Below are 23,503 nucleotides of genomic sequence, written 5' to 3'. Positions count from 1 at the left end.
AATAGAAAGGATCGCTTTCCACAAAAGGAGTCCGCCTTGGTTCGATCCTCGATTCAGCAAATTTCCGACACGCAAGAATGGGATCTGCGAGATCTATACGCGGGATTCGACGATCCTCAGTTTGAAGAAGACTTGCGAAACTTGCAACAGCGAGCGTCGGCATTTCGGGAACAGTATCGCGGAAACGTGGCGCAACTGTCTCCCGTCCAAGTCGCCGACTGTCTGCGGGAACTCGAATCGATTCACCAGAAATCCGGCTATCTCTACGCCTTCCCCGCTTTGAAATTCGCCGCCGACACCCGCGACAGCGAAGCCCATCAGTTTGAAGACAAGGTGATGGAGGCGTTGACGCAGGTTGACAACCAACTGTTGTTTTTCGATCTCGAACTGCAAGCGATCGCGGAAACGAGTTTCAACGAACTGCAACAATCCTCGGAACTGAAGAACTATCGCCACTATCTCGATCGCATCGCGGAAGTTCGCCCCCACACCCTCACCGAGGAAGTCGAACAAACCCGCAACCGCGATCTGCTAACTGGACGAGAAGCTTTCGTGAAGTTGCGATCGGTTCACCTGGGGGAACAGGAATACGATCCCGTCACCACTCCCGACGGGAAAACCGCCGACACGGAAGCCGAACTCAGTGCCCTGCTGTTTCACCCCGACGCCGATACTCGCCTCAACGCCTATCAGTCGGTTCGTCGGGTTCTCAAACAGCACAATTCCCTCTACGGCTACATCCTCAACGCCGTCACCCAAGACCATCGCATCGAAAGTCAGATGCGATCGTACAAATCCACGTTGCACAAGCAACTCGTCGCCGACGAAGTGTCCGAACCCGTCTTTCGTGCCATTATGGACGGGATGCAAAGTCGCTTCGATTTGTTCCATCGTTACTATCGTTTAAAAGGCAAAGCCTTGGGTCAAAAAATTCGCATTTGCGATATTTATGCCCCTTGGACGACGGAAACCGAACCCCCCATCGATTATCAAACGGGCGTGACGACGTTGTTGGAAGCCTTAGAACAATTCGATGTCAACTACGCACGGCGGGCCGAAGAATTTTTCCTCAATAATTGGGTGGATGCGAAAGTGCGTCCTGGGAAGCGAGGCGGTGCGTTCTGTGCCTATTTCCACGGGAAACACAGTTATTTGTTAATGTCCTACACGGAGGATTACACTTCACTGTTTACGTTGGCTCACGAAATGGGTCACGGGCTGCATTTTGATTGGATCGATCGCCAACAATCCTATTTCAACAGCAATCCGCCGCTGGTTTTGGCAGAGGTCGCCTCGACGTTTAACGAGTTGTTATTGTTAGACCACTTGTTAAACCAAGCTGGAGACGATGCGAAATTACGCCGCGCGTTGATTACCCGACAACTCGAAGATCAGTTGAGTTTGTTGTTCCGGCAAAGTACCATCAGCCGCTTGGAGTTGATGCTTCACGATCGCGCTGAAGAAAGCAGTTTCGATCGCCAGTTCGTCAACGACACCTGGATGGACTTGTATCGCAAGCTCTGTGGGGATTCGGTAGAACTCCTCGACGAACATCAATACGACTGGGCGCGGATCGGCCACGTCTTCTTCAAACCCTTCTACTGCTATCAATATACGGCGTCAACCTTGGTCAGTTTGGCCTGTTATCAAAAATATCGGGAAGTGGGTAAAGATTTCGTTCCAGGTTATTTGGAATTGTTGGCCTCGGGCAGTCAGTGGAACCAGGTCGAAGCTCTGCGTCATTTTGTCGATGTGGATTTGGAAGATACGGCAACCATTCAAAATGCGTTGGAGTACGTTCGAGGGTTGTTGAATCAGTTAGAACAAACCTTGTAATTCGAGGCAAGCTGTTAGAAAATCTGCCTGTTATTAAAAGATCCCCGGCATCTTAAAGATGCTGGGAATCTGACAGCTTCAGAGCCTTTTGCAGGCAGTTGTAACGCTGACTCTCGAAGTCATAACGACCGCCTTTACACCATTTGTAGGGTGGGCAATGCCCACCGATCGCTACATTTAGTGTGGTTAACGCTGAAGTGCGTAAGCCCTAACAGTATTCGGTCGAAATTTTGGATCGAAATTTTTAAAATGCGGACGAAAGGACTTGAACCTTCACACCTTGCGGTACTAGAACCTAAATCTAGCGCGTCTACCAATTCCGCCACGTCCGCGTCTGAGGACTAACTGTCGCTGTCGCTCTAGAGACACCAAACCCGAGACGTTTGCGCCTCGAGTTAACTGTCTTTCGGAATCAAACAACAGTGCTGTTTGACTGACAGTCACCACTATCTCATTGTAGCACGAAGCCTACACTCGAAACAATACGGTTTTTGAAGGCGATCGCCCGAGGTCGAGGTGTCTGCTGCGAGAAGATGTTGTGGCTCTCACGCCGCTACAGGGAGGGGCTTTCGGCGGAAAACACTTCCTCCTCGAGATCGCTTTGGCTCCGGTCGGAGCGTTCGATAACGAAGGGTAACGCTGCCCCGTTCAACCCTCTGACGATCCGTTCGGGGGTTTCGTCAAACAGCACGAACAAGGGAAAAATACGCTGAGCGGCGTCGCCGTAAATATGACGGTAGCGGTGGGGCATCACCCACTCGTAGCCCTTATCGAGCAACACTTGGGTTTGTCGCCAACGCAACAGCAAATCCGACAAGTCTTCTTGAGGGCGATGAACGAAGATAAAAATCTCGATGCCGATTTTTACTTTCCAGTCTGGCTCGCACATGAACATCCCCAATTCACAAGGAAGACAGACCGTTTCACCGGCTCGAACGTTCAAACTGTTCAATCCCGATTGAGAGATGGGTTCCCGCAAACGCACTAGCGGAAAGGGCAAGACGATCGCACTTTCGTCGGGACGACGCAAGCTGGGAATCGCTTCAAAATAGGGGCGGTGTTGTCGGAGCAGTTCGACGGCGGCGTGAGTTTCGCAATAGTGAGCGAGGGCGCTTTCGTAATGGGATTTTTTAACAGGCATGATGGCGGTTGAAGATAGGGCGTCGAGGAATCGTAGGGTTGACTCGGTAGAGAGGCACGGGTGAGACGAAAAGATTGGGGAATGAGGAGGAGTCGAGACAGTGCGATCGCCTCAGTAGAGATTGACGGCTCTGTTAGTCATTGTAGTTAGCCTGGAAAATTGCGGCTACATCGATAGCGTTGGTAGGGAATCCCGAGACGGTGATATTCGCCGATATCTCGCTGACAGAAAACCTCCGAAAAATTTAACCTTTCGGGATATTCAGCTTGTCGGAGTCCCGGCGCGATAACCCACAGTTCTAACGGGGGAACCGTCGAGAGAGAACGGGTTGCGAGGGTTTGCCAGAGGGCGTCGTATCCCGAGGCGCGATCGAACAGGCCGAATTCCGATGTCGGCGGCAATTCTAGAGCAAAACTCAACCCCAAGGCGATTTCTTGTAAGTTCTGATATCCGACGACGGTAACGGTGGGTAACTCGGGGTCTACGTTGAAGCTTCGAGCGATTTGACGGGGATAATAGGGTTTGTGAAAGGCGAGGTTGTTGACGACGCACGCCGAACTGAGCAATCCGACGATCGCGATCGCCACCCCTCGGCGACGTGGGGAACCTCGGGAGGTCAACGCCGCCGCGAGTAAGGCACAGATCCCAGGGTAGTAAAGGAAGTGATATCGCGGGGCGGTGGTGATATCTTTACCCAAACCGTAGACGATCGCGCCGAAGGCCAGTAACGTCCAAACGGTGAAACTGGCCAGCGTTAACAGTTCTAAGCGTCCGTCGTCTCGTCGCCATCGATCGCGCCATCCTTGCCACGCCACGCGCCCCAACCACAGGGTAAAACCCAGGATGACGACTCCCATCGGTACGGCAACCGCCAGGGGTTGGTTTTCCACCGGAAGCGCGATCGCCATCACCACCCAACTGGCGAGGGTTTGAACCAGGGGGGCAAAGCCATCGGTCCAACTCGGCTCGAACGGCCGAAACCAGTCCGTTTCCGGGCGATCGACGTGACTCAGCAGTTGGGGCAACCAGGGTAGAAACAGCAACGGGGGAGTTAGAAAAATTAGCCCGTTCGTCAGCCACGTCAGGCGAGCAGTTTTGGCAGGGCGTCGGGTCATGACAACGCTAACCAGCGTGGCGAACTGTGCGGCGTAAGCGATGACAAAGAAATAGTGCGCGTACAAGCCGAGGGTGTTGGCCGCTATCCATCCCCAGCGGGTTCCCCAAGGGAGTGACTTGCCCTCGACGAGATGGCGCACGAACTGGATGAGTCCCCCCAGTGCTAGGGTCACGAGCAACAGCGGTAGGGTGTAGTGTCGCGCTTCTTGAGACAGGTACACGGCAAAGGGCGAAACTGCCATCAGCGTCGCGGCGACAAGGCCAGTTCGGGAGGAAAAGGCCAGGCGATCGAGCCAGTACGCGGCAGCGATCGCCGAAACCCCCAACATCGCCGGGAGCGATCGCAACTGCCACGTCAAGCTGTCAAAACTCACCTGACTCCACTGCAACCAGCGATGAGTCAAACAGAAATATAACGGCGGATGGGTCGATTCTGTGGTGACGGTGCGGCTGATGTCGGCACAGGTGGCGTCGGGGTCGAGGGAAAACCACTCCCGCAGTTCCGTTACGGGCAGGAAGCGATCGAGGGGAACCTCCGATCCCGACCGTCCCAAGCTGAACCCGGCGGTGAGAATTTCGTCGAGCCAGAGCGGTTTGAAATCGAGGTTCCAAAACCGCAACGCCGCTCCTACCCCGAGGACGAGGCAAACGGCGATCGCTCGCACGGCTGGGTGAGTCGAATGACGACGCTGCATTTACGACACAGTGAGTTCGCGATCGAGCGTTGCAGCTAACTTCTCTGCAATGCCTTCGATCCAGCGTTCGTCTTGCTGTGTGTAGCTGCGCGGGGCGTTGGCTCCCAACACCAACACGCCTTTACGATCGAGGGGTTGACAAATCAAGCCTTGTGTGTTATTGGGCAAATAATCGAATTCAACTTTACCCGGATAGAGATCGAGCTTGACCAAATAAACGGGTTTTTGCTTGTCTAACACCCGTTCGACGATCGGGCCGGGTTTGACGTGGGCGTTGCGTCCCAAGACGCCGCGACGCAACAACAGGCGATCGTCGTACCACACCACGATCGACTTCGTGACGGTATTCGTCAGCAGTAAATGAGAAGCCCAGGCCAACTCCGTTTTGACGGCATCCGGTAAATCCGACGCCAACTCAAACCCTTCTTCACCTTCGAGAACGACGGCTTCGGGAGGTTTCGGCTGAACCCGCTGCCACAACAACCCCGTCAACACCAACAGCGCACTGATAACGACCCCCACCGCATCAGAGCGAGATTGCCAGTTCGTCAGTTCGGCATCTGGCGTTAACAGGCGGTTGGCGAACAGCAGCGTTCCCGCCAACACACCGACGACGATCGGCAACCGTCGCAATACTACCGTCGAATCAGATTTAGACATGGAGAATCGGCACAGAAGACTCGGAAACGACCACTAGGAAATCGAATGGACTTGAGACTGGGAATTTGGGAGACTTCACCATCGCAACCGGGAAAATGGAGGGTTTGGAGACTAAAAACGGGCAACTGCAAACGGGAAGCTGAGGCATCGAAATAGACAGACGCAAATCGGGAACAGATAACGAACAATCCGAAAGGCTATTTGAATATTAGTTTTCCCCCTCTCCCCTTCTCCCCCTCTCCTCACGCTTCCTCGCCCGGTTCGATGATGCGTTGGAACAGATATCCCGTTCCCCGAGCCGTTAAAATCAATTCGGGATTGCTCGGGTCGTCTTCGAGTTTCGCTCGCAAGCGGGAAATATGAACGTCTACCACGCGCGTATCCACATGACGTTCTGGGGTGTATCCCCACACTTCCTGAAGGATCTCCGATCGCGAAAACGGTTCGCCCGAACGACTCACTAACAACTCTAACAGGCTAAATTCCATGCCGGTGAGCCTAATGCGTTCGTCGCCTTTGTACACCTGTCTTTTGTTGGTGTCGATGCGAATGCTGTTGATTTGAATGACACCCGAACTCGGAATTCCAGAACTGTTGGTTTTATCCACGCGGCGCAAGACCGAGCGAATCCGAGCTTCGAGTTCTTTAGGCGAAAACGGTTTGACCACGTAATCGTCGGCACCCAATTCTAATCCGGTGATGCGATCGGCCACGTCGCCGAGTGCGGTAAGCATGATAATTGGAACGTCTGATTCTTTGCGAAGTTCTTGACAGACACCGTAGCCGTCCAATTTGGGCATCATCACGTCTAGGACGACTAAATCGGGATGGGCATCGCGAAACGTATCGAGCGCCTCTTCACCGTCGGCTGCTGTTACCACGTCGTAACCGATCATGGCCAAGCGCGTTTCGAGGATACGGCGAATGCTCGCTTCGTCATCAACCACGAGAATTTTTTCTTTTTGACTATCCAATGTCCTTCAAACCCCTTTAATTCAAATCGATCGTTAAATTTTGCTACTCTACATTAAGATACTACCCTATCGAGCGGTCGAATCTCAGTTGAAATCCTTTGCTGGGCTATCTTTCAGGGTTTTTTAACGATTGAAGGCACGCTGTCGCCGTCACTATGGCCAAGTCTCGAACGTATTATATTTGCAATGAATGTGGTGCTGAGTTTCCTCAGTACTTCGGACGCTGTACGAATTGCGGCACCTGGAACTCTCTGAGCGAAACCGAGCCGCCGACAATGTTAGCCTCGAGTCGTCCGGTCAGTGCGGCGGCGTGGAATCGGGATCTGACGCCGGGTAAGTCTGCGGACAAATCGGACGGAGAGCCGAGAGCGGCGGTGTTACTTTCTCAAATTGCCGACGCCAGCGTCACGCGATCGCCCTCGGGATATGGAGAACTCGATCGCGTCCTCGGTGGGGGCATCGTCCCCGGCTCTCTGGTTCTGATCGGCGGCGAACCGGGAATCGGGAAATCGACACTATTGTTGCAAACGGCCAGTCAGTTGGCAAGAACCACCCGCATTCTCTACGTTTCAGCCGAGGAGTCGGGACAGCAGATCAAGTTGCGGGCGCAGCGGCTCCTGGTGGCGACGATGGAAGAAGACGCAGACGAGGCAGAGGAAGAGGAGCAGAACGGCTCGGAGCATCGATCGTTTGAAAGGTTAGAAAAAAACATAGAACCTCGGACAGAACGGGACGAAACCCCAGACGATCGCCCGTCTTCGGAAGTCGAAACCAATTTTTTCTTACTTCCCGAAACCGACTTAGAGATAATTTTACGGGAATTAGAATCCCTCAAACCCGATTTAGCAGTTATCGACAGTATTCAGACCATTTACTTCGCTTCGCTAACGTCCGCTCCCGGTTCCGTGGCACAGGTACGAGAATGTACCTCGGCGTTGATGCAGGTGGCAAAACGAGAAAATATTACCTTATTTATCGTCGGCCACGTGACCAAAGACGGCTCGATCGCCGGTCCTCGGGTATTAGAACACTTAGTCGATACCGTACTGTTTTTCGAGGGCGATCGCTTCGCCAGTCACCGCCTGCTGCGATCGATGAAAAACCGCTTCGGAGCCACCCACGAAATCGGCGTGTTCGAGATGGTGTCGAACGGCTTGCGGGAAGTAGCCAACCCCTCGGAGTTATTTCTCGGCAGTCGCGACGAAAGCGTCTCGGGAACCTCCACCATCGTCGCCTGCGAAGGCACGCGCCCCCTCGTCGTCGAGTTACAAGCCTTGGTGAGTCCGGCCAGTTTCGGATCGCCCCGTCGCAGTGCCACGGGGGTCGATAGCAGCCGCCTGCAACAAATTCTCGCCGTGTTAGAAAAGCGAGTCGGCGTTCCCCTCTCGAAGTTAGATACGTATGTAGCTTCCGTCGGCGGCATTCGCGTCGAAGAACCCGCCGCCGATTTAGGCATCGCCATCGCCGTGGTATCGGGATTTCGCGATCGCGTCGTCGATCCCCACACCGTCCTCATCGGCGAAGTGGGCTTGGGAGGACAAGTCCGTCAAGTGTCGCAGTTAGAATTGCGGTTGCGGGAAGCGGCTAAACTCGGATTCAAACGGGCGATCGTTCCCCGAGGTCAAAATCCCCCCGACTTGGGGTTGAAACTGGTTCCCGTGGCGCGGGTTCTCGACGCGATTTTAGAAGCCATTCCCAGTCACGCCGACGCCGAAGGCGCAAACGGCAGCCCCGAAAACAGCAGCTCCGAAAACGGCAACATTATACCGATGGTGCTAGATGCAGAAGCGATCGACGACGATTGGGACGACGACGAAAACAGCCCGGAAGAGACCTCGGACAACCGTTCGGCGGAAACTGACCTGTTTTAACCCCCGTCGATCCCGACTTCTCCGTATTTGTACCCGCGACTCTCAGAGAGCGCGTATGTCACGATAGAAATAGACAGGATTCTCCGTGCGATCGCCCGAGTGCTACGTTAGTACCTTGTCATTCCGATCGCGATCTCGCGATCGCAGTTTTTTACTCTCGATCGGTTTCAGTCAGTTCCCTATGCTTGTCCTGCGTTCGTTCGATCTCCCTGCCTCGAATCCCATCGTCTTGGCAAGCGAACCTTGGGCTTGGCTTCACGGTCTAGCCGACGGGACGTTAGCTCTTTCTTACCTGCTCCTCGCCGCTGCGATCGCCGTCTTCATGAGTCGGCGAGACACCGCGCGACCCGTTCTCCTCTGGCTGGTGGCGGCCGTCTTCGCCCTCGTGGGAACGAGCCGAACGCTCGACCTTTGGGACTTTGGAAATCCCGACGTTTGGCTCTCGAGTTTCCTCGACCTCGCCGGTGCTTCGATGCTGTTGTTCGTTCTCGGGGCTGCTGTCCCCCGCTTCCCCCTGCTGCGAAGTCTCGTTCCGGGGTCGCAGCGCGATCGCGAACGGGAAACTTCACAACAGCTCGAGACCCCCCCCAGCGAAACCCATCGCCAACTTCACCAACAACAGGCGATCCTCGAAGCCCTCTTCAACATTACCGAAGGCGGTATTCTCATCGTCGATACCGACCGTCACATCGTCGCCTACAACCCTCAGTTTCAAGCTCTGTGGGGAATCCCCGACGACATCTTGCAAGCGGGGGACGATCGCCGGGCCTTAAACCACGTTCTCGAACTTCTCGAGGATGTCGAAAGCTTTCAATCTCGGGTCGAAGAACTGTACGCGAATCCCAACCCGATATCTGTCGATCGCCTGACCCTCAAAGACGGGCGCGTCTTCGAGCGTTCCTCTCGAGCCTATTCGATCGACGATCGCCTCGCTGGATACGTTTGGAGCTTCAGCGACGTTACCGAACGCCAGCAAACGGAAGACTCCCTGAGCTTAACGCAGTTTACCGTCGATCGCGCCGCCGATCCCATCTTTTGGATCGATGCCGATGCCCGTGTCGTCTACGCCAACGACGCCGCCTGTCACCTTCTGGGGTATTCCCAAGCCGAACTGTTAACCCTGCGCGTCTTCGATATCGACGAAACCCTCGAAGAATCCGACTGGAACGATCGGTGGGAATTCCTACACCACACCGGTTCCCTAACCCTCGAATCCCTCCACCGTACCCGAGACGGAGAATCGATCCCCGTCGAAGTCAGCCTCAACTATCTCGAATTCGGCGATCGCGCCCTCAACTGCGTCTTCGTACGCGACATCCGCGATCGCAAACAAATCGAAACCCAACTGCGCCGTCAAGCCCTCACCTTTGAAAACATCTCCGACGCCGTCGTCCTCACCGATAGCGAAGGGGCGATCGTCGATTGGAACCCTGCCGCCGAGACCCTCTTCGGCTACAGCAAATCCGAAATCCTCGGAGCGTCCCTCAGCCGACTCCATCCCGACGGAGACGACTTCGTCCGACCCATGCTCGACGGGGCGATCGCTAACGGTCGCTGGACGGGACGAGTCACCTTCACGTGTAAAGACGGAACCTCCCGCGTGTGCGAAACACTCGTCGTTCTCCTCACCGACGACAGCGGCAACGTTATCGGTACTCTCGGCATCAACCGCGACGTCACCGAACGCCTGCAATGGGAAGCGGCCCTGCGAGAAAGCGAACAACGGTTCCGCGACGTGTCCGACGCAGCAGGAGAATACCTCTGGGAAGTCGATGCCGATCTCATCTATACCTTCCTCACCGATCGGGTCAAAGCTGTCAAAGGCTACAGTCCCGAGCAGCTCCTCGGTCGCTCTCCTCTAGAATTTATGCCCGAAGAGGATATCCCTCGCATTCAGGCGATCGTCCGAGACGCCTCCGAACGCAAAACCAGCTTCAAATTCGAGCATCGGGACGTGACCCCCGAAGGAACCGTAGTCTGGGAAGAAGTCAACGGCGTCCCACTCCTCGACGAAACCGGGGAAATCGTCGGCTTTCGCGGGGCGGGTTTGAGTGTTACCGATCGCAAAACGACCGAAGAAACCCTGCGCCAGCAGTTGCTGGCCGTCCAAGTGGCGATGGACGGCATCGCGATTCTCAACGCCGACGGCGAGTATCTCTATCTCAACGACGCCCACCTCAAGATTTTCGGCTACGAACACCCTGAAGAACTGATAGGGAAAACCTGGCATACTGTCTACGATGCCGACGAGATCGCCCGTCTCGAACGGGACGTGTTTCCGATCTTGGTGCGCGAGGGACACTGGCGGGGAGAGGCGATCGCCAAACGCCAAGACGGTACCTGCTTTTTTGAAGAAGTTTCGTTATCCCTGACGCAAGACGGAATTCTCGTGTGTGCCTGTCGCGACGTGACCGAAGCCCGTCACGCCACAGAAAGCTTACAGGAAAGCGAAGAACGCTTCCGCCAGTTCGCCGAGAACATCGAAAGCGTCTTCTGGATGACCGATCCCCGCAAAAACCAGATGCTGTACTTGAGTCCTGCTTACGAGCAGATTTGGGGGATGGCGCGAGAAACCGTCTACGCACGTCCGCTAGCCTTCGTCGACGCGATACACGCCGACGATCGCGATCGCGTGGTGGCGGCGTTCGCCAAGCAGTCTCTCGGGACGTACAACGAGGAATACCGTATCGTTCCTCCTGACGGTCGGGTGCGCTGGATTCGCGATCGCGCCTTTCCCGTAACCGACGACGACGGAACTGTCTATCGCGTCGTGGGAATCGCCGAAGATATCAGCGATCGCAAATACGCCGAAGATGCCCTCGAGCAACAACTGCGTCGAGAACGCCTGTTAGCGACCCTCTCCCAGCGCGTTCGCCAGTCCTTGGATTTAGACTCCGTCTTGCAAACGGCCGTCAAGGAAGTTCGCGATTTTCTCGAAACCGATCGCGTGGTGATTTACCGCTTCGATGAAAATTGGGGCGGTCGCGTCGTCGTCGAGTCCGTAGAACCGGGAATTTCCCAACTGTTGGGACGCTACATCCACGATCCCTGCTTCGGCAAAACTCAAGTCTCCCCTTACCAACAGGGTCGCATCGGAGCGATCGTCGATATTCAGACGAGCGAGTTACCCCAGTGTCACGTCGATTTACTCCGCCAGCTAGACGTTCGGGCGAATTTAGTCGTTCCCGTTCTGCTGCAACCGAGCGTCGATCGCGACCCTCACCTCCACGAAACTCCCCCGCAACTGTGGGGGTTGCTAATCGCCCACAACTGTCGCAGTCCCCGCCAGTGGAAAGACTCGGAAACCGAACTGTTGCGCCAGTTGAGCGTTCAACTGGCCATTGCCATCCAACAGTCGGAACTGTACGCCCAAGCGCAAACCGAACTGCGAGAACGGGAACAAGCTGAGGCGCGGTTGCGCGACAGCGAAGCCACCATTCGCGCCCTGTACGAAGTGACGGCCGATCGCGACTTGGATTTCGACGCTCGCTTGGGGCGGATGTTGGAAATGGGATGTCAGCGATTCGGCATGGAAATCGGGACGGTGGGGCGCATCGACGCGAACCGCTACGAACTGTTAGCGATTCGACTTCCCGAGAGCAACGCGGCGTTAGCTCCAATGAAAGGAGACGCCCTAGATTTGCGCCAAACCTACGACGAAATCGTCTTCGACAACTTGCAAGCCGGTCAAAACGAAGTCGTCGCCGTCGAACAAATGTCCGAGTCTCCCTGGTGCGACACCGTTGCCTACCAAAACCGCCGCTTGCAAGCCTATATCGGGACGGCCATTTTCGTCGAGGGCGCTCTGTACGGAACCATTAGCTTTTCGAGTCCAGAGGGGCGCACGGTTCCGTTTACGACCGGCGATCGCGAACTGCTGCGGTTAATGGCGCAGTGGGTCGGCGGCGAAATCGAACGCAACCAGGCCGGCGTGAAGTTACAGCGAGCGTTTCAACGGGCGCTTTTACTCAAACAAATTACTCAAGACATTCGCTCGAAACTCGATACTCAAGAAATCTTTCAAATTACCTGTACGCTCTTGGGTCGAGCGCTAGAGGTCGATCGCTGTCTGCTGCATACCTACCGGGAAGATCCCGACCCTCAAGCGCCCTTTGTGGCAGAATATCTCGGTCATCGCTGTAGCTCGATCTTGCATTTGGAAGTGCCGATCGCCGATAACGCTTACATGACGCGACTGATCGAAAGCGATCGCGCCCTCGCCTCGCCCAACGTTTACGAAGACCCCCTTCTCAAACCCATTGCGCCGCTGTGTCGCCAAATCAACCTCAAATCCATGTTGGCGATTCGAACCTCCTACCAAGGGTCGGTTAACGGACTGATCGGATTGCACCAGTGCGTGCGCTTCCGCCATTGGACGCCCGACGAAATCGAACTCGTCGAGTCCGTGGCCGACCAAGTGGGAATCGCCCTGGCTCAAGCTCGCTTGCTAGAAGCCGAAACACAACAGCGACAAATGCTGTCGCAACAAAACGCCGCCCTCGAACAGGCGCGACAGTCCGCCGAAGCCGCCAACCGCGCCAAGAGCGAGTTTCTTGCGACGATGAGCCACGAAATCCGCACGCCCATGAACGCCGTTATCGGCATGACCGGCCTGTTGTTGGATATGGATTTGACCCCCGACCAACGGGATTTCGTCGAAACGATCCGCATCAGCGGCGACGCGCTGCTGACGATTATCAACGATATTCTGGACTTCTCGAAAATCGAGTCTGGACGCTTGGAACTCGAGGAACACCCCTTTGAATTACGCAGTTGTGTCGAAGGCGCTCTCGATTTATTGGTGACGAAAGCGGCTCAGAAAGAGTTAGAGCTAGTGTGTTCGATCGATCCCCTCGTGCCGACCGTTATCTCGAGCGACGTGACGCGCCTGCGTCAGATTTTAGTCAACTTGCTCGCCAATGCGGTGAAGTTTACGGAAGTCGGAGAGGTGGTCGTCGCCGTGTCGAGACGCCCTAGAACGACCCCGACCCCCCACGGACAACCCGAAACCGTCGAACTGCAATTCTCGGTACGGGATACGGGGATCGGCATCCCGCAAGACCGCATGACTCGACTGTTCAAACCCTTTTCTCAAGTGGATGCCTCGACGACGCGACAGTACGGCGGAACGGGGTTGGGGCTGGCCATCAGCCGACGCTTGAGTGAGTTGATGGGCGGTCGAATGTGGTTCGAGAGCGAGGTGGGAGTCGGTTCGACTTTCTACTTTACGATTCGCGCGGTGGTGCTTCCGAGTTCGACATGGGTGGATTTGAGCCAACCGCAAGAGCAACTGTCGAACAAGCGGTTGTTGATCGTAGACGACAACGCCACGAACCGCCAAATTTTGACGCGCCAAACCCAGTGTTGGGGAATGCAGCCCTATGCGTCTGCTTCGGGACGAGACGCGCTGGCACGTCTCGAGCGGGGCGAAACGTTCGATATTGCCGTGTTGGATATGCAAATGCCCCAGATGGACGGGGTCGCGCTGGCCAGAGCCATTCGATCGCTGCCCCAGGGGAAAGACTTGCCCTTGGTGATGTTTACCTCGATAGGCTTTCCGGAAATCGGTTCGGCTGAGGTCGATTTGAATTTTACGGCCTTTCTCAACAAACCCATCAAGCAATCGCAGTTGTATAACGTCCTGACGAAAGCCCTCGGCGGACACCCTCAGAGTATTCGACCCCGTCAGGCGCGTTTGCAGCCGTCTGGGGGGGAGAGCCAGCGGCAAGCGTCGTCGGAGGTGACGCGATCGCCGTTGCGAGTGTTATTGGCTGAGGACAACGCCGTCAATCAAAAGGTGGCGCTGCGAATTTTGGAACGTATGGGATATCGCGCCGACGTGGCCGCCAACGGTTTGGAGGTTCTCGACGCTTTGCAGCGACAACCGTACGATGTGGTGCTGATGGACGTGCAAATGCCGGAGTTGGACGGGTTGGAGACGACGCGACGCCTGACGAACGGTTCGGTGAAGATTCCGTTTCCCAGACCCCGCATCGTGGCGATGACGGCCAACGCCATGCAAGGCGATCGCGAGGCGTGTTTGGCGGCGGGAATGGACGATTACGTCAGCAAACCGATCCGTGCCAATCAGTTGGAACGAGCTTTAGCCCAATGTGCGATCGCCCCTTCGGACGTGCCGTCACAGCCGACCGATCCCGCACTGGAAACTGACACTCGCAAACGTACTTCGGCAGCGGAAACGGCAGAGGTCGAAGAGGTTCTCGATCGCGAGGCGTTGCAGGTCTTGCGAGAGTTACTCGGAGAACAAGACGTTAAAACTTTCGTCGAGGCGATCGATCTCTATCTCAAGGAAGTTCCGAAGCTCTCAAACGTGATGCGGGAGGCGATCGCTTCCAACGACGCCATTTCCCTCCAACGCACCGCCCACACCCTCAAATCTACCAGTGCCACCGTCGGCGCAACTCAGGTTTCGGAAATTTGCGCGGAAATCGAGCGCGAAGCTGTCTCGGGAAATTTAGAGGTGCTTTCTGAAGCCCTCGATCGCTTAATGTCCTGCTTCGAACCCGTCAAAGTCGCCCTCGAACAGCTTCGAGTGGAAAAGCCGGAGAACTTTTTCAGGAAACGGGGAACAGGGAACGGGGAATAGGGAAACAGTGTTTCAGTCACCAGTCACCAGTCACCAGTGAGGGGATGAGATGATGAGACACTGTTTCCTGTTTGCTCTCCTCACTCTTCACTCTTCACTCTTCCCTGAAGAAGCTCCCCTACTCCCTACTCGTCAGACAACTGCGACAGAATCCGTTCGACCAGTTTTTCGGGAACCTGTTGCAAGCGATCGTACTGCCAGTTGAAGAAGCCGACTCCCATTGTCAGCGATCGCAGTTCGACGATCAAATCCTGCATTTCCGACTCCGGTAGGTACGCCGAGACTTTGTCCCAGCCTTTCCATCCGGCGATCGCTTCGTAGCCGAGAATCTGTCCGCGCCGCGTGCTAATCAGTTGTAACACCTTCGAGGTGAACTCGTTCGGTGTAGAAATGTCCACGGAGGCGATGGGTTCGAGTAACGCGGGCTGACATTGGGGCATTCCCGCCTGCATTGCCACGCGCGCCGCCTGTTTGAACGCTTGTTCGGAACTATCGACGGAGTGATAGGAACCGTTCGTCAGCGTCACCGCCACGTCCACGACGGGGAATCCGAGCGGCCCTTTATCGAGATACTCCCGAACCCCCATTTCGACGCCGGGAATGTACTGTTTGGGAACCACGCCGCCGACGATAGTTTCGTTAAACTCGAATCCCGATCCCCGTTCGAGAGGTTTGATGTCGAGATATACGTCGCCGTACTGTCCGTGTCCGCCGCTTTGGTGTTTGTACCGTCCGTGAATCGAGGAAGTCGATTTCCGAATCGTCTCTTTGTACTGAACTTTCGGCAGGTGCGTCGTCATGGGAAGGTTGTACTTCCGCCGCAGGCGATCGAGCGCCACCTTGATATGAATTTCCCCCTGACCCCATAAAATGATTTCGTGGGTGTCGGCGTGTTGTTCCCAGGTCAAGGCGGGATCTTCTTCGACGAGTTTCGACAGGGCCGAACTCATTTTCACTTCGTCTTTACGCCGTTCTGGGGCGATCGCCAATGCAAACACGGGCGCTAACGCTTGAGCTTTAGGCAGTTCCACGCTGCCATCGTCGCTGAGGGTGTCTCCCGTTTGGGCGGTGTCGAGCCGTCCCAATGCTACGATTTCGCCGATTTGCGCTTCTTGTAAGCTCTTTTGGTCGCTTCCCATCAGGCGGTAAATCCCTCCGATGCGGCTGCCGTCGAGGGTCATGCCATCGGTGAGCGTACCGTTCCACACCCGCACGAGGGACTGTTTGCCCCCTTGAGGAGTGTAGTAGGTTTTGAGAACTTGGGCGATGGGTTTATCGGGTTTGGCGTCGATGCCGCGACGTTTGGCCGTTTCACTGGGTTCGGGGGTTTCCCGCAGCAAGGCATCGAGCAGGTGGCGCACGCCGTAATCTTCGGTGGCCACGCCGAGAAACACTGGAACGATGAGGTCGGCACCGAGTTCCATTTTCAGGTCTTTGACGATTTCCTCTTGGGGCGGTTCGATGTCTTCGAGGAGTTCTTCGAGCAGGCGATCGTCAAAGTCGGCAAGGCTTTCGAGCATTTCCTGCCGCGCGATATGTTCTTCTTCTTTAAGGCTTTCCGGCAGCGGAATCGGGTCTGACGGCGCTCCTTCGTGGAATTGAAACGCCTGTTCGCTGACGAGATCGATAAATCCGGTGACGTTTTCCCCTTGGCGAATGGGATATTGATGGGGAACCAGGGGACGAGACGACACCTCGCGCAACGCGTTTAACACCTCGCTAAAGCTGGAGGTGGGGCGATCCATTTTGTTGATAAAAACGATATGGGGAATTTCCCAATCGTCGAGGAATTTAAACAGCGGCGCTAGGGTTAGAACGCGGCTGACGTCCGGTTCGCAGACGACCACCGCCGAACCCACGCCGATGAGGGCGTTATCGGTTTCTTGGGCGAACTCGATCGACCCCGGACAGTTGAGAAAGGTAAAGTTAACGCCGCCATACTCGGTGCAGGCGGCGGACACTTCCACGCTCATTTGTCGCTGTTGTGCTTCTGGGGCGCTGTCGCCGACAGTGTTTCCCTCGGCCACGCTGCCTTTACGCGTCGTTGCCCCCGTTACGAACAATAGACTTTCGAGTAACGTTGTTTTTCCACTTAAGTAGGGACCGACAATTGCAATATTTCGCCAATTCGATCGAACGGTTTCGGTCATAACCTTCTCCTCAAATATAATCGGTTTGAGATAGTTGGTTCGTCTGAGAATTACCGCGATCGTCAGGACTCAACCCTCGATACAGTCCGGGTTTTACTCGACGATCCCCTTAAATCTCAGTTGACTGTTTTTCTAGTTTTATTATCTAACTCTCAGACGAAACTTCATCGAGATTGCAGCTTGTCTTAACACTATCTTCAAGAAGTGTAAAGGAATGCTGAGGAAAATCAATTTTATATAATCTTTGTAAAACAGTCGATCGTGGAGAGGGAAGGGGGAACGGGGAACAGGATCTTCCTTGAGGTGCATCTCAAAAAAATAGAGTAGAGGCATCCAAACAGACACTCTACTCCAAATTAGTAAAAAATTGACAGAATTAACGTCGATTTTGTTAAAACGCTCGGATCTCAATCTCTTACGCCGCCGACGGAAGCCGATCGACCGTCACGACACGGCGATAGTACTGTTGCAGGTTGCGAGTTGCTGCTTCCCAACCCCAACGTTCGGCTTCTCGACGTGCGTTGGCTCGTAGCGTTTCTCGCTCCTGCGTGTTATCGAGCAGGCGTTGCGTCGCGCGAATCGCCCCTTCTTCGTCGGCGGGCTCGAACAGATACCCGTTCGAGCCGTCCGTGACGATATCAGTAATACCGCCCGTTCCCGCCGCCACCACCGGACAACCCGCCGCCATCGCTTCTAACAGCACGAGTCCTAGGGTTTCTGTGCGGGATGGAAAAATAAAGGCATCCGCCGAGGCATAAGCTGCCCCTAACTCCAATCCTTTCAAGTACCCGACAAAATTGGTCGGCGTTTCGGCAAAATGTTCCTCGAGTGCCTGACGGTGCGGGCCGTCTCCCACTAACGCCAGTCGCGCGTTGGGAATGGCTTCTAACACGGGGCGGATGCGATCGATCTCTTTTTCCGCCGACAACCGACCGACGTAGAGCAGCAGCGGCGCGTCAGGATGACCTTGGCTCAGGCGATCGCGCATTTTCTGACTGGCCAAGTGCGGTTGAAACATCTCTGTATCTACGCCGCGCTGCCACAAGTCTACCCGTTCGATACCGTGGGCGCTCAACTCCTCCACCATCGCCGTCGACGTACACAAATTCAACTGAGCTTGGTTGTGGGCGCCCCGCAGCAATCCCCAAAGCACCTCTTCAAACATTCCCAACCCGTAATGCTGGAGATACTGCGGTAAATGGGTGTGGTACGACGCCACCAGCGGCACTTTCATCGACTTGGCATAGTACAGTCCGCCCAACCCCAACACGGCCGGATTGACGATGTGAATCAAATCCGGCGCGAACTCCTCTAACACCGGACGAATCGAGGGGTTGGGAACGGCCAACTTTAACTCGGGATACAAAGGCAGGGGAAATCCCGGTACGCCGAGAATTTGCGCCCCTTTATACTCGGTCAACCCTCCGTCGGGACAAACCACCAAGACCTCGTCGCCCAACCGCTGCAAGTGTTCGACGGTGTGGCGCAGACGAGTGACGATGCCATCGACTTTCGGCAAAAATGTTTCGGTGAATAGGGCAATACGCATGGTCTACCGGTCGTTTTCAAAAATTCGGCGATCGATCGCCCCAGCCTGACAGCACGGGACAAACCGAGGTATCGGACACCCGTTTTCTCCTTATCGACGCCAAGATACCTTGGGCAGAATGTTTTTCTTGTCAACGCGTTCTTTATACTTCATCGCCACGTTCAGCAACGAATCTAACAACGAGTCGGACAGGTAGTGCGGCTGTAACCCGAGGTCGATGAGCTTGGTGTTTTTGGCGTTGAAGTAGTGTTCTTCGAGTTCGACGCGGGGGTTCTCCAGGTTTTGGATTTCCACGTTTAATCCCATCGCAATTCCGGCTTGTTTCACCTTCATCGCCAAGTCGGCCACGCTGAACATTTCCGTAAACTGGTTGAACACGCGGAACTCTCCGGCGTTGGCGGGATTGTTGATGGCAATCTCGATACAGCGCACCGTGTCGCGAATGTCGAGGAAGCCTCGGGTTTGTCCGCCTTTACCGTACACCGTCAGCGGGTGACCGATCGCGGCTTGGATGCAGAAGCGGTTGAGAGCGGTTCCAAACACTTCGTCGTAGTCGAGACGGTTGACGAGCATTTCGTCCATACCCGTTTCTTCGGTTAGCACGCCGTAAACCACACCTTGGTTCAAGTCCGTGGCACGCAAGCCCCAAATCTTACAGGCAAAGTGGATGTTGTGGCTGTCGTGAACTTTGCTGAGGTGGTAGAAGCTTCCCGGCTGTTTGGGATAGGGGAGGGTGTCTTTACGCCCGTTGTGTTCGATGGTAATGTAGCCTTCTTCGATGTCGATGTTCGGCGTGCCGTATTCGCCCATCGTTCCCAATTTGACCAAGTGGCAATCGGGGAACTCGTCCTTCATGACATACAGCAAGTTCAGGTTGCCGAGGACGTTGTTGGCTTGCGTCATGACGGCGTGTTCGCGATCGATCATCGAAAACGGCGCCGAACGCTGTTCGCCGAAGTGAACCACCGCCTCGGGTTCGCATTGGCGCATACTCTCGAGCAGGAAGCTGTAATCGTTGATATCGCCGATATACAGGTCGATCGTCTTCCCGGTGAGTTCGTACCAACGCTGAATCCGCTGCTGAATCGGGGCGATGGGCGTCAGGGTTTCAACTTGTAGCTGGTTGTCCCAGTGACGCCGTACTAAGTTGTCCAAGATCGCTACGTCGTGTCCGCGATTGGACAGGTACAGCGCGGTTGCCCAACCGCAATATCCATCACCGCCAATTACTAGTACTTTCATGCTGTTACAAGATTGCTTACCGATACTCGCTAAATCTACCAGGTTTGGTGTACCTTGCGACACATTCATCGATGGGGGAAAACCGACAGGGAGACGACACGACGACCTCGGCAACTACAGCTCGGGTACGGGCGCTCTCTGGCGACTCCTCACGTGCGAACTTCGTTGGCGAAACTCGTCAAACGCTCGAATTCAAACGCACCGGCCACCGATCCCCAAACCCGCTCGCCCGTATCGGGATCGTAACCGCGATCGAGGGTCGTAAAGTGAGTGGCTGAGATTTCAAAGGTGCTATCGAGATAGGTGGTTTTCCCGTTTCGCTCGACGAGACATCTTTTTCCGGGTTCGACGGTTCCTTTAAAACTTCGTCCCGTCCAGTCTACGATAAAGTTACAACCCGATAGGGCGGTGAGGCGATCGCTCGTTAAAGAACTCAACCGCTGTGGCTCTCGGGAGGCTCCGAAAAATTCTTCGGCGTTGGCGATCGCGTAATTAGTAATGACGATTTTTTTCTCGTCTCCGTCGCCAACGACTTGGAGATTCAACACTCGTGTTCGATAGGGACGGTTGAGGGCGTATTCGTAAGCTTGTTCTAAATAAAAACTCACCCCCGACAAGACGTCCGGCGGGAGCGGACGCATACAAGCCCGGACTTGGGCGAACAAGGGTGGGTTCTCAAAGGCTTGTTGGCGGTTGCTGAAATCTGAAGCCATCCAACTCGCTAAAGTTTTTAAATCTGTCGAATGTGTCATGGGCAAATAAGTCGAGGGGGAGTAAGGGAGTAAGGGAGAGGGGGAGAGGGGGAGAGGGGGAGAAGGGGAGAAGGGGAGAAGGGGAGAAGTATTGACCTGACTTCGGCTACATTGGCGGTGCGTGACGAGCGATCGGTCTCAGGATTTACACCCGATTTTTCAAGTCACGCACCCTACGGACTGGTGACTGTAAAAAACGTTGTCAATTGTCAATTATGACGGCGTTTTACGCAACCGAAATAGCAAGATCTCTGTTTTCTGTTCGTCGCGAAAGTTATTGTCGCTAACGAACAACAAACTCTGGGAACCGTCTGGTAAACGAGGACCGAAGGTCATCCCTTCGAGGTTGTCGAGATCGAAGTCTAACTCGTTTAAATCCAGTAGCAACCGTTTGGCTAAGGGATCGATGCCGTCGAGATCGCCCCGTAAATAAGTGAGCGTCGAAACGTCGGTGGCACTGCCAATGTTAGCTTGAAACAGTTTTGCCCCAAACCCAGACGCGCCGAAACTACGTTCTAACGCCAGAAAATAGCCGCTTCCATTGAGGTTTAAAGCGCTCGCACCGTCGAGAGACAGCAGTTCGACTAAGCCGTGGCTAATCGTCAGGGAAGACGGGGGCGGATCGAGGCGATACAGGTGTTCGGCGACGATTTGCGATCGCTCTGCGATAACGACGTAATGTAACAGACGACAGTTAATCGTCTCGATGCTGTCGGTGTCGGGATCGAAATCTTGTTGCAGTGCCGATTCGGTGGCGGCGAACACCCGATAGGGTTCCCCACTTCCCAAACCGCCGACGGTTAATGCCTCGAATCCTAGGTTGTCCCGAACGCCCAGTTCCTGCGCCTCACCGACACTGTCGGGAATAAAATACTCGGGTAAGGGGAGTTGGCGAATTAGCTGACCGGAGCGATCGAACTCGGCAACAAACGGCGCGATGCCCTCGCTGGCGACGCCTTCGCTAGATACGAACAGGGTTCCGTCGGGAGACAACGCCAATCCTTCGGGATCGATCGCACCGGGAGCAAACGGTTCCCCGGATGCGTCTGTCAGTTCGGTAACATCTGTCACGGACAAGTCGGCAATCTCGGGCGAGTTCGGGTCGCTGCTGTCGAGGGTCAAGGTTAAAGTATAAAATCGAGCCGGAGCTAACATCCCGCGATCGTCTGAGAGGGCATAAAATACTCCCTGTTGGCGATCGTAGGTCAGGGCGGACAGTCCGCCGACTGGCGTTCCCTCGAACTCGATCTCGCTCAGTTGGGAGTCGTCGAGATAATCCACCGACAGATCGAGAAACAGCCGATTTTCGGCTTGGACTTGCGGCAAACTACATCCGACGAGGGAACTCGCAGCAACGGCAACACAGAACAGTCCGACAACTCGGAACAAGGCGCGGCGTCGGACGCGCAGCACGGTCAATAACTGATTTACAAGCACGATCGACCCCACATCAATGGCTTTTTTGCATTTGCGATTTCGGTTTCTTACTGTATCAGCCAACGTCCTCGCTGTGGCGACGCTCCTCGGGAGTTTGACGTTTGCGCTTGGGGTTCGCGCCGAACCCGAAAACAGTTTTCCCCCCAGTCCCCTAGAACTGACGGAACCCGATCCCCTGATTCCTGAAGCGGTGTGGGAGGGAGCAACGGAACTGAAACCGGAGGAACGACGCCAGCTCGATCGCGCTCTCGATACCCTCAACGCTCGCGCACAAGCGGCTTTAGCGCAAGGAGACGCCGCCACCGCCTTCGAGTTGTGGAACCGCGAAATCCGCTTGCGGCGGTTTTTAGGGACTTCAGCGGAGTTGGAAGCTCTGCTTCGCGTCGGTAGTATCGCATGGCAGCAGGAAAACTTCTATCAAGCGCAAGTGATGACGCAGCGGTTGCGCCAACTGCAAGCCGAACAGCTCGAGGAACGGGAAACCCCCAACGTGGAGGTGTTGCAGCGTTTAGCCCAAGCCTACGAAGAAGTCGGGGCCCGTCAGGCAGCCTTGGACTTACTCGAACGGGTGTTAGCGATCGCCCGCGATCGCAACGATCCCATCACGGAGGAAGAAACCCTGCGGCAAATCGCCCGTATCGCTTTGCAGGATTTGGATTACGAGGAAGCGGCGGCGGCTTATCGCGAACTGCGGGAGATGGCGGTTTCTCGGGGCGATCGCTTGTCAGAAGCCTATTATTTAACGCAGTTGGCTTATATTTACGACCAACTCCGCCGATACGAAGACGCGATCGCCGTCAAACAGGAATTAGAAACCTACTACCGCACTCTCAACGATATTGCCAAAGTCACGGCATTAAAGCTCGCGATCGGCGACGATTATGCTGCGATCGGACAGTTAAACGCCGCCGTGACGCAGTTTCAAGACGCCTATCGCCTGGCCTGGGAAGCCTTGCAGTTCTACCGCGCCCAAGAAGCCCTCGATCGCCTAGCTTTGCTCTACGAACGGTATAACGAATTCGACGCGGCACTTCAGGTCTATCGCACCCAACTTGACGTCCACCAACTGGCGCGAGACACCTACGGCTTGATGGTTACGTACGATCGCATCGGCAAACTGCAACAGCGACGCCAAAACTACGGCCCCGCCTTAGAAGCCTTCCGACGCGGCCTAGAACTGGCGCGACAACTGGGCAATCGAGAAGCCTATTTTCAAGTGAACATCGAAACCGTCATGCAAGAAATGTCCGCCCCAAATTTACAGTAAACCGCGAAGCAGTCAACAGTCCGTAGGGTGCGTGACTTGAAAAATCGGGTGTAAATCCTGAGACCGAGCGCTCGTCACGCACCGCCAATGTACACCGCCAACAGACAAGGGTGCGTGACTTGAAAAATCGGGTGTAAATCCTGAGACCGAGCGCTCGTCACGCACCGCCAATGTACACCGCCAACAGTCCGTAGGGTGCGTGACTT

Annotated in this window: 13 protein-coding genes and 1 tRNA gene; 4 read left to right on the top strand and 10 right to left on the bottom strand. The window is 55.2% G+C overall.

Going from position 1 to position 23,503, the window contains the following annotated elements; genetic code table 11:
- The first annotated feature begins 36 nt into the window (after window positions 1-36).
- A complete protein-coding gene (locus tag GEI7105_RS0119095; RefSeq protein ID WP_017662033.1) occupies window positions 37-1,836 on the top strand; it encodes a M3 family oligoendopeptidase in 1,800 nt (599 codons plus the stop codon).
- 250 nt (window positions 1,837-2,086) lie between these two features.
- Here the strand turns inward: GEI7105_RS0119095 and GEI7105_RS0119090 are convergent.
- From GEI7105_RS0119090 to rpaB, 5 genes are all read right to left on the bottom strand, one after another.
- Window positions 2,087-2,168, bottom strand: a tRNA-Leu gene (locus GEI7105_RS0119090).
- Window positions 2,169-2,389: 221 nt separating this feature from the next.
- On the bottom strand, window positions 2,390-2,977 hold the full coding sequence (locus GEI7105_RS0119085; RefSeq protein ID WP_017662032.1) for a hypothetical protein: 588 nt from the start codon (window positions 2,975-2,977) through the stop codon (window positions 2,390-2,392).
- A 146-nt stretch (window positions 2,978-3,123) separates the two neighbouring features.
- On the bottom strand, window positions 3,124-4,788 hold the full coding sequence (locus GEI7105_RS0119080) for a glycosyltransferase family 39 protein (protein ID WP_017662031.1): 1,665 nt from the start codon (window positions 4,786-4,788) through the stop codon (window positions 3,124-3,126).
- Window positions 4,789-5,448, bottom strand: a complete 660-nt coding sequence (locus tag GEI7105_RS0119075) for a cofactor assembly of complex C subunit B (protein WP_017662030.1) — start codon at window positions 5,446-5,448, stop codon at window positions 4,789-4,791.
- 242 nt (window positions 5,449-5,690) lie between these two features.
- Window positions 5,691-6,422, bottom strand: a complete 732-nt coding sequence (gene rpaB, locus GEI7105_RS0119070) for a response regulator transcription factor RpaB (protein WP_017662029.1) — start codon at window positions 6,420-6,422, stop codon at window positions 5,691-5,693.
- 155 nt (window positions 6,423-6,577) lie between these two features.
- On the opposite strand from rpaB, the gene radA reads away from it, so the two are divergent.
- Entirely contained in the window at window positions 6,578-8,293 is a 1,716-nt protein-coding gene (gene radA, locus GEI7105_RS0119065; protein ID WP_017662028.1) for a DNA repair protein RadA, read from the top strand.
- 181 nt (window positions 8,294-8,474) lie between these two features.
- Window positions 8,475-14,900, top strand: coding sequence for a PAS domain S-box protein (locus tag GEI7105_RS33695; protein WP_144053872.1), 6,426 nt, complete (start codon window positions 8,475-8,477; stop codon window positions 14,898-14,900).
- A 125-nt stretch (window positions 14,901-15,025) separates the two neighbouring features.
- Here GEI7105_RS33695 and GEI7105_RS0119055 read toward each other — a convergent pair whose 3' ends face one another.
- From GEI7105_RS0119055 to GEI7105_RS0119030, 5 genes are all read right to left on the bottom strand, one after another.
- Complete coding sequence (locus tag GEI7105_RS0119055) at window positions 15,026-17,050, bottom strand: elongation factor G (RefSeq protein ID WP_017662027.1); 2,025 nt, start codon at window positions 17,048-17,050, stop codon at window positions 15,026-15,028.
- Between the two features lie 415 nt (window positions 17,051-17,465).
- Window positions 17,466-18,599 carry a glycosyltransferase gene (locus GEI7105_RS0119045; RefSeq protein WP_017662025.1) on the bottom strand — a complete coding sequence of 378 codons (1,134 nt, stop codon included), beginning with the start codon at window positions 18,597-18,599 and terminating at the stop codon, window positions 17,466-17,468.
- 90 nt (window positions 18,600-18,689) lie between these two features.
- Window positions 18,690-19,841, bottom strand: coding sequence for an NAD-dependent epimerase/dehydratase family protein (locus GEI7105_RS0119040; RefSeq protein ID WP_017662024.1), 1,152 nt, complete (start codon window positions 19,839-19,841; stop codon window positions 18,690-18,692).
- Between the two features lie 149 nt (window positions 19,842-19,990).
- Window positions 19,991-20,593: a chromophore lyase CpcT/CpeT gene (locus GEI7105_RS0119035; protein WP_026097785.1), complete on the bottom strand. Its 603-nt coding sequence runs from the start codon at window positions 20,591-20,593 to the stop codon at window positions 19,991-19,993.
- Window positions 20,594-20,806: 213 nt separating this feature from the next.
- A complete protein-coding gene (locus GEI7105_RS0119030) occupies window positions 20,807-22,030 on the bottom strand; it encodes an esterase-like activity of phytase family protein (protein WP_144053871.1) in 1,224 nt (407 codons plus the stop codon).
- 16 nt (window positions 22,031-22,046) lie between these two features.
- Here GEI7105_RS0119030 and GEI7105_RS31345 point away from each other — a divergent pair, with 16 nt between their 5' ends.
- Complete coding sequence (locus GEI7105_RS31345) at window positions 22,047-23,297, top strand: tetratricopeptide repeat protein (protein WP_017662021.1); 1,251 nt, start codon at window positions 22,047-22,049, stop codon at window positions 23,295-23,297.
- Window positions 23,298-23,503 lie beyond the last annotated feature (206 nt).

The sequence above is a fragment of the Baaleninema simplex PCC 7105 genome (genome assembly GCF_000332355.1).
GTDB lineage: Bacteria > Cyanobacteriota > Cyanobacteriia > Cyanobacteriales > Geitlerinemataceae > Baaleninema > Baaleninema simplex.
This window is presented reverse-complemented; position numbering and strand designations above follow the sequence as displayed.

What these genes read in the sequence shown, in the direction of transcription:
- GEI7105_RS0119040 (WP_017662024.1), bottom strand. Translation starts at nt 19,841, where the DNA reads ATGAAAGTACTAGTAATTGGCGGTGATGGATATTGCGGTTGGGCAACC.
- GEI7105_RS0119075 (WP_017662030.1), bottom strand. Translation starts at nt 5,448, where the DNA reads ATGTCTAAATCTGATTCGACGGTAGTATTGCGACGGTTGCCGATCGTC.
- GEI7105_RS0119045 (WP_017662025.1), bottom strand. Translation starts at nt 18,599, where the DNA reads ATGCGTATTGCCCTATTCACCGAAACATTTTTGCCGAAAGTCGATGGC.
- GEI7105_RS0119085 (WP_017662032.1), bottom strand. Translation starts at nt 2,977, where the DNA reads ATGCCTGTTAAAAAATCCCATTACGAAAGCGCCCTCGCTCACTATTGC.
- GEI7105_RS0119035 (WP_026097785.1), bottom strand. Translation starts at nt 20,593, where the DNA reads ATGACACATTCGACAGATTTAAAAACTTTAGCGAGTTGGATGGCTTCA.
- GEI7105_RS31345 (WP_017662021.1), top strand. Translation starts at nt 22,047, where the DNA reads ATGGCTTTTTTGCATTTGCGATTTCGGTTTCTTACTGTATCAGCCAAC.
- GEI7105_RS0119055 (WP_017662027.1), bottom strand. Translation starts at nt 17,050, where the DNA reads ATGACCGAAACCGTTCGATCGAATTGGCGAAATATTGCAATTGTCGGT.
- radA (WP_017662028.1), top strand. Translation starts at nt 6,578, where the DNA reads ATGGCCAAGTCTCGAACGTATTATATTTGCAATGAATGTGGTGCTGAG.
- GEI7105_RS0119080 (WP_017662031.1), bottom strand. Translation starts at nt 4,788, where the DNA reads ATGCAGCGTCGTCATTCGACTCACCCAGCCGTGCGAGCGATCGCCGTT.
- GEI7105_RS33695 (WP_144053872.1), top strand. Translation starts at nt 8,475, where the DNA reads ATGCTTGTCCTGCGTTCGTTCGATCTCCCTGCCTCGAATCCCATCGTC.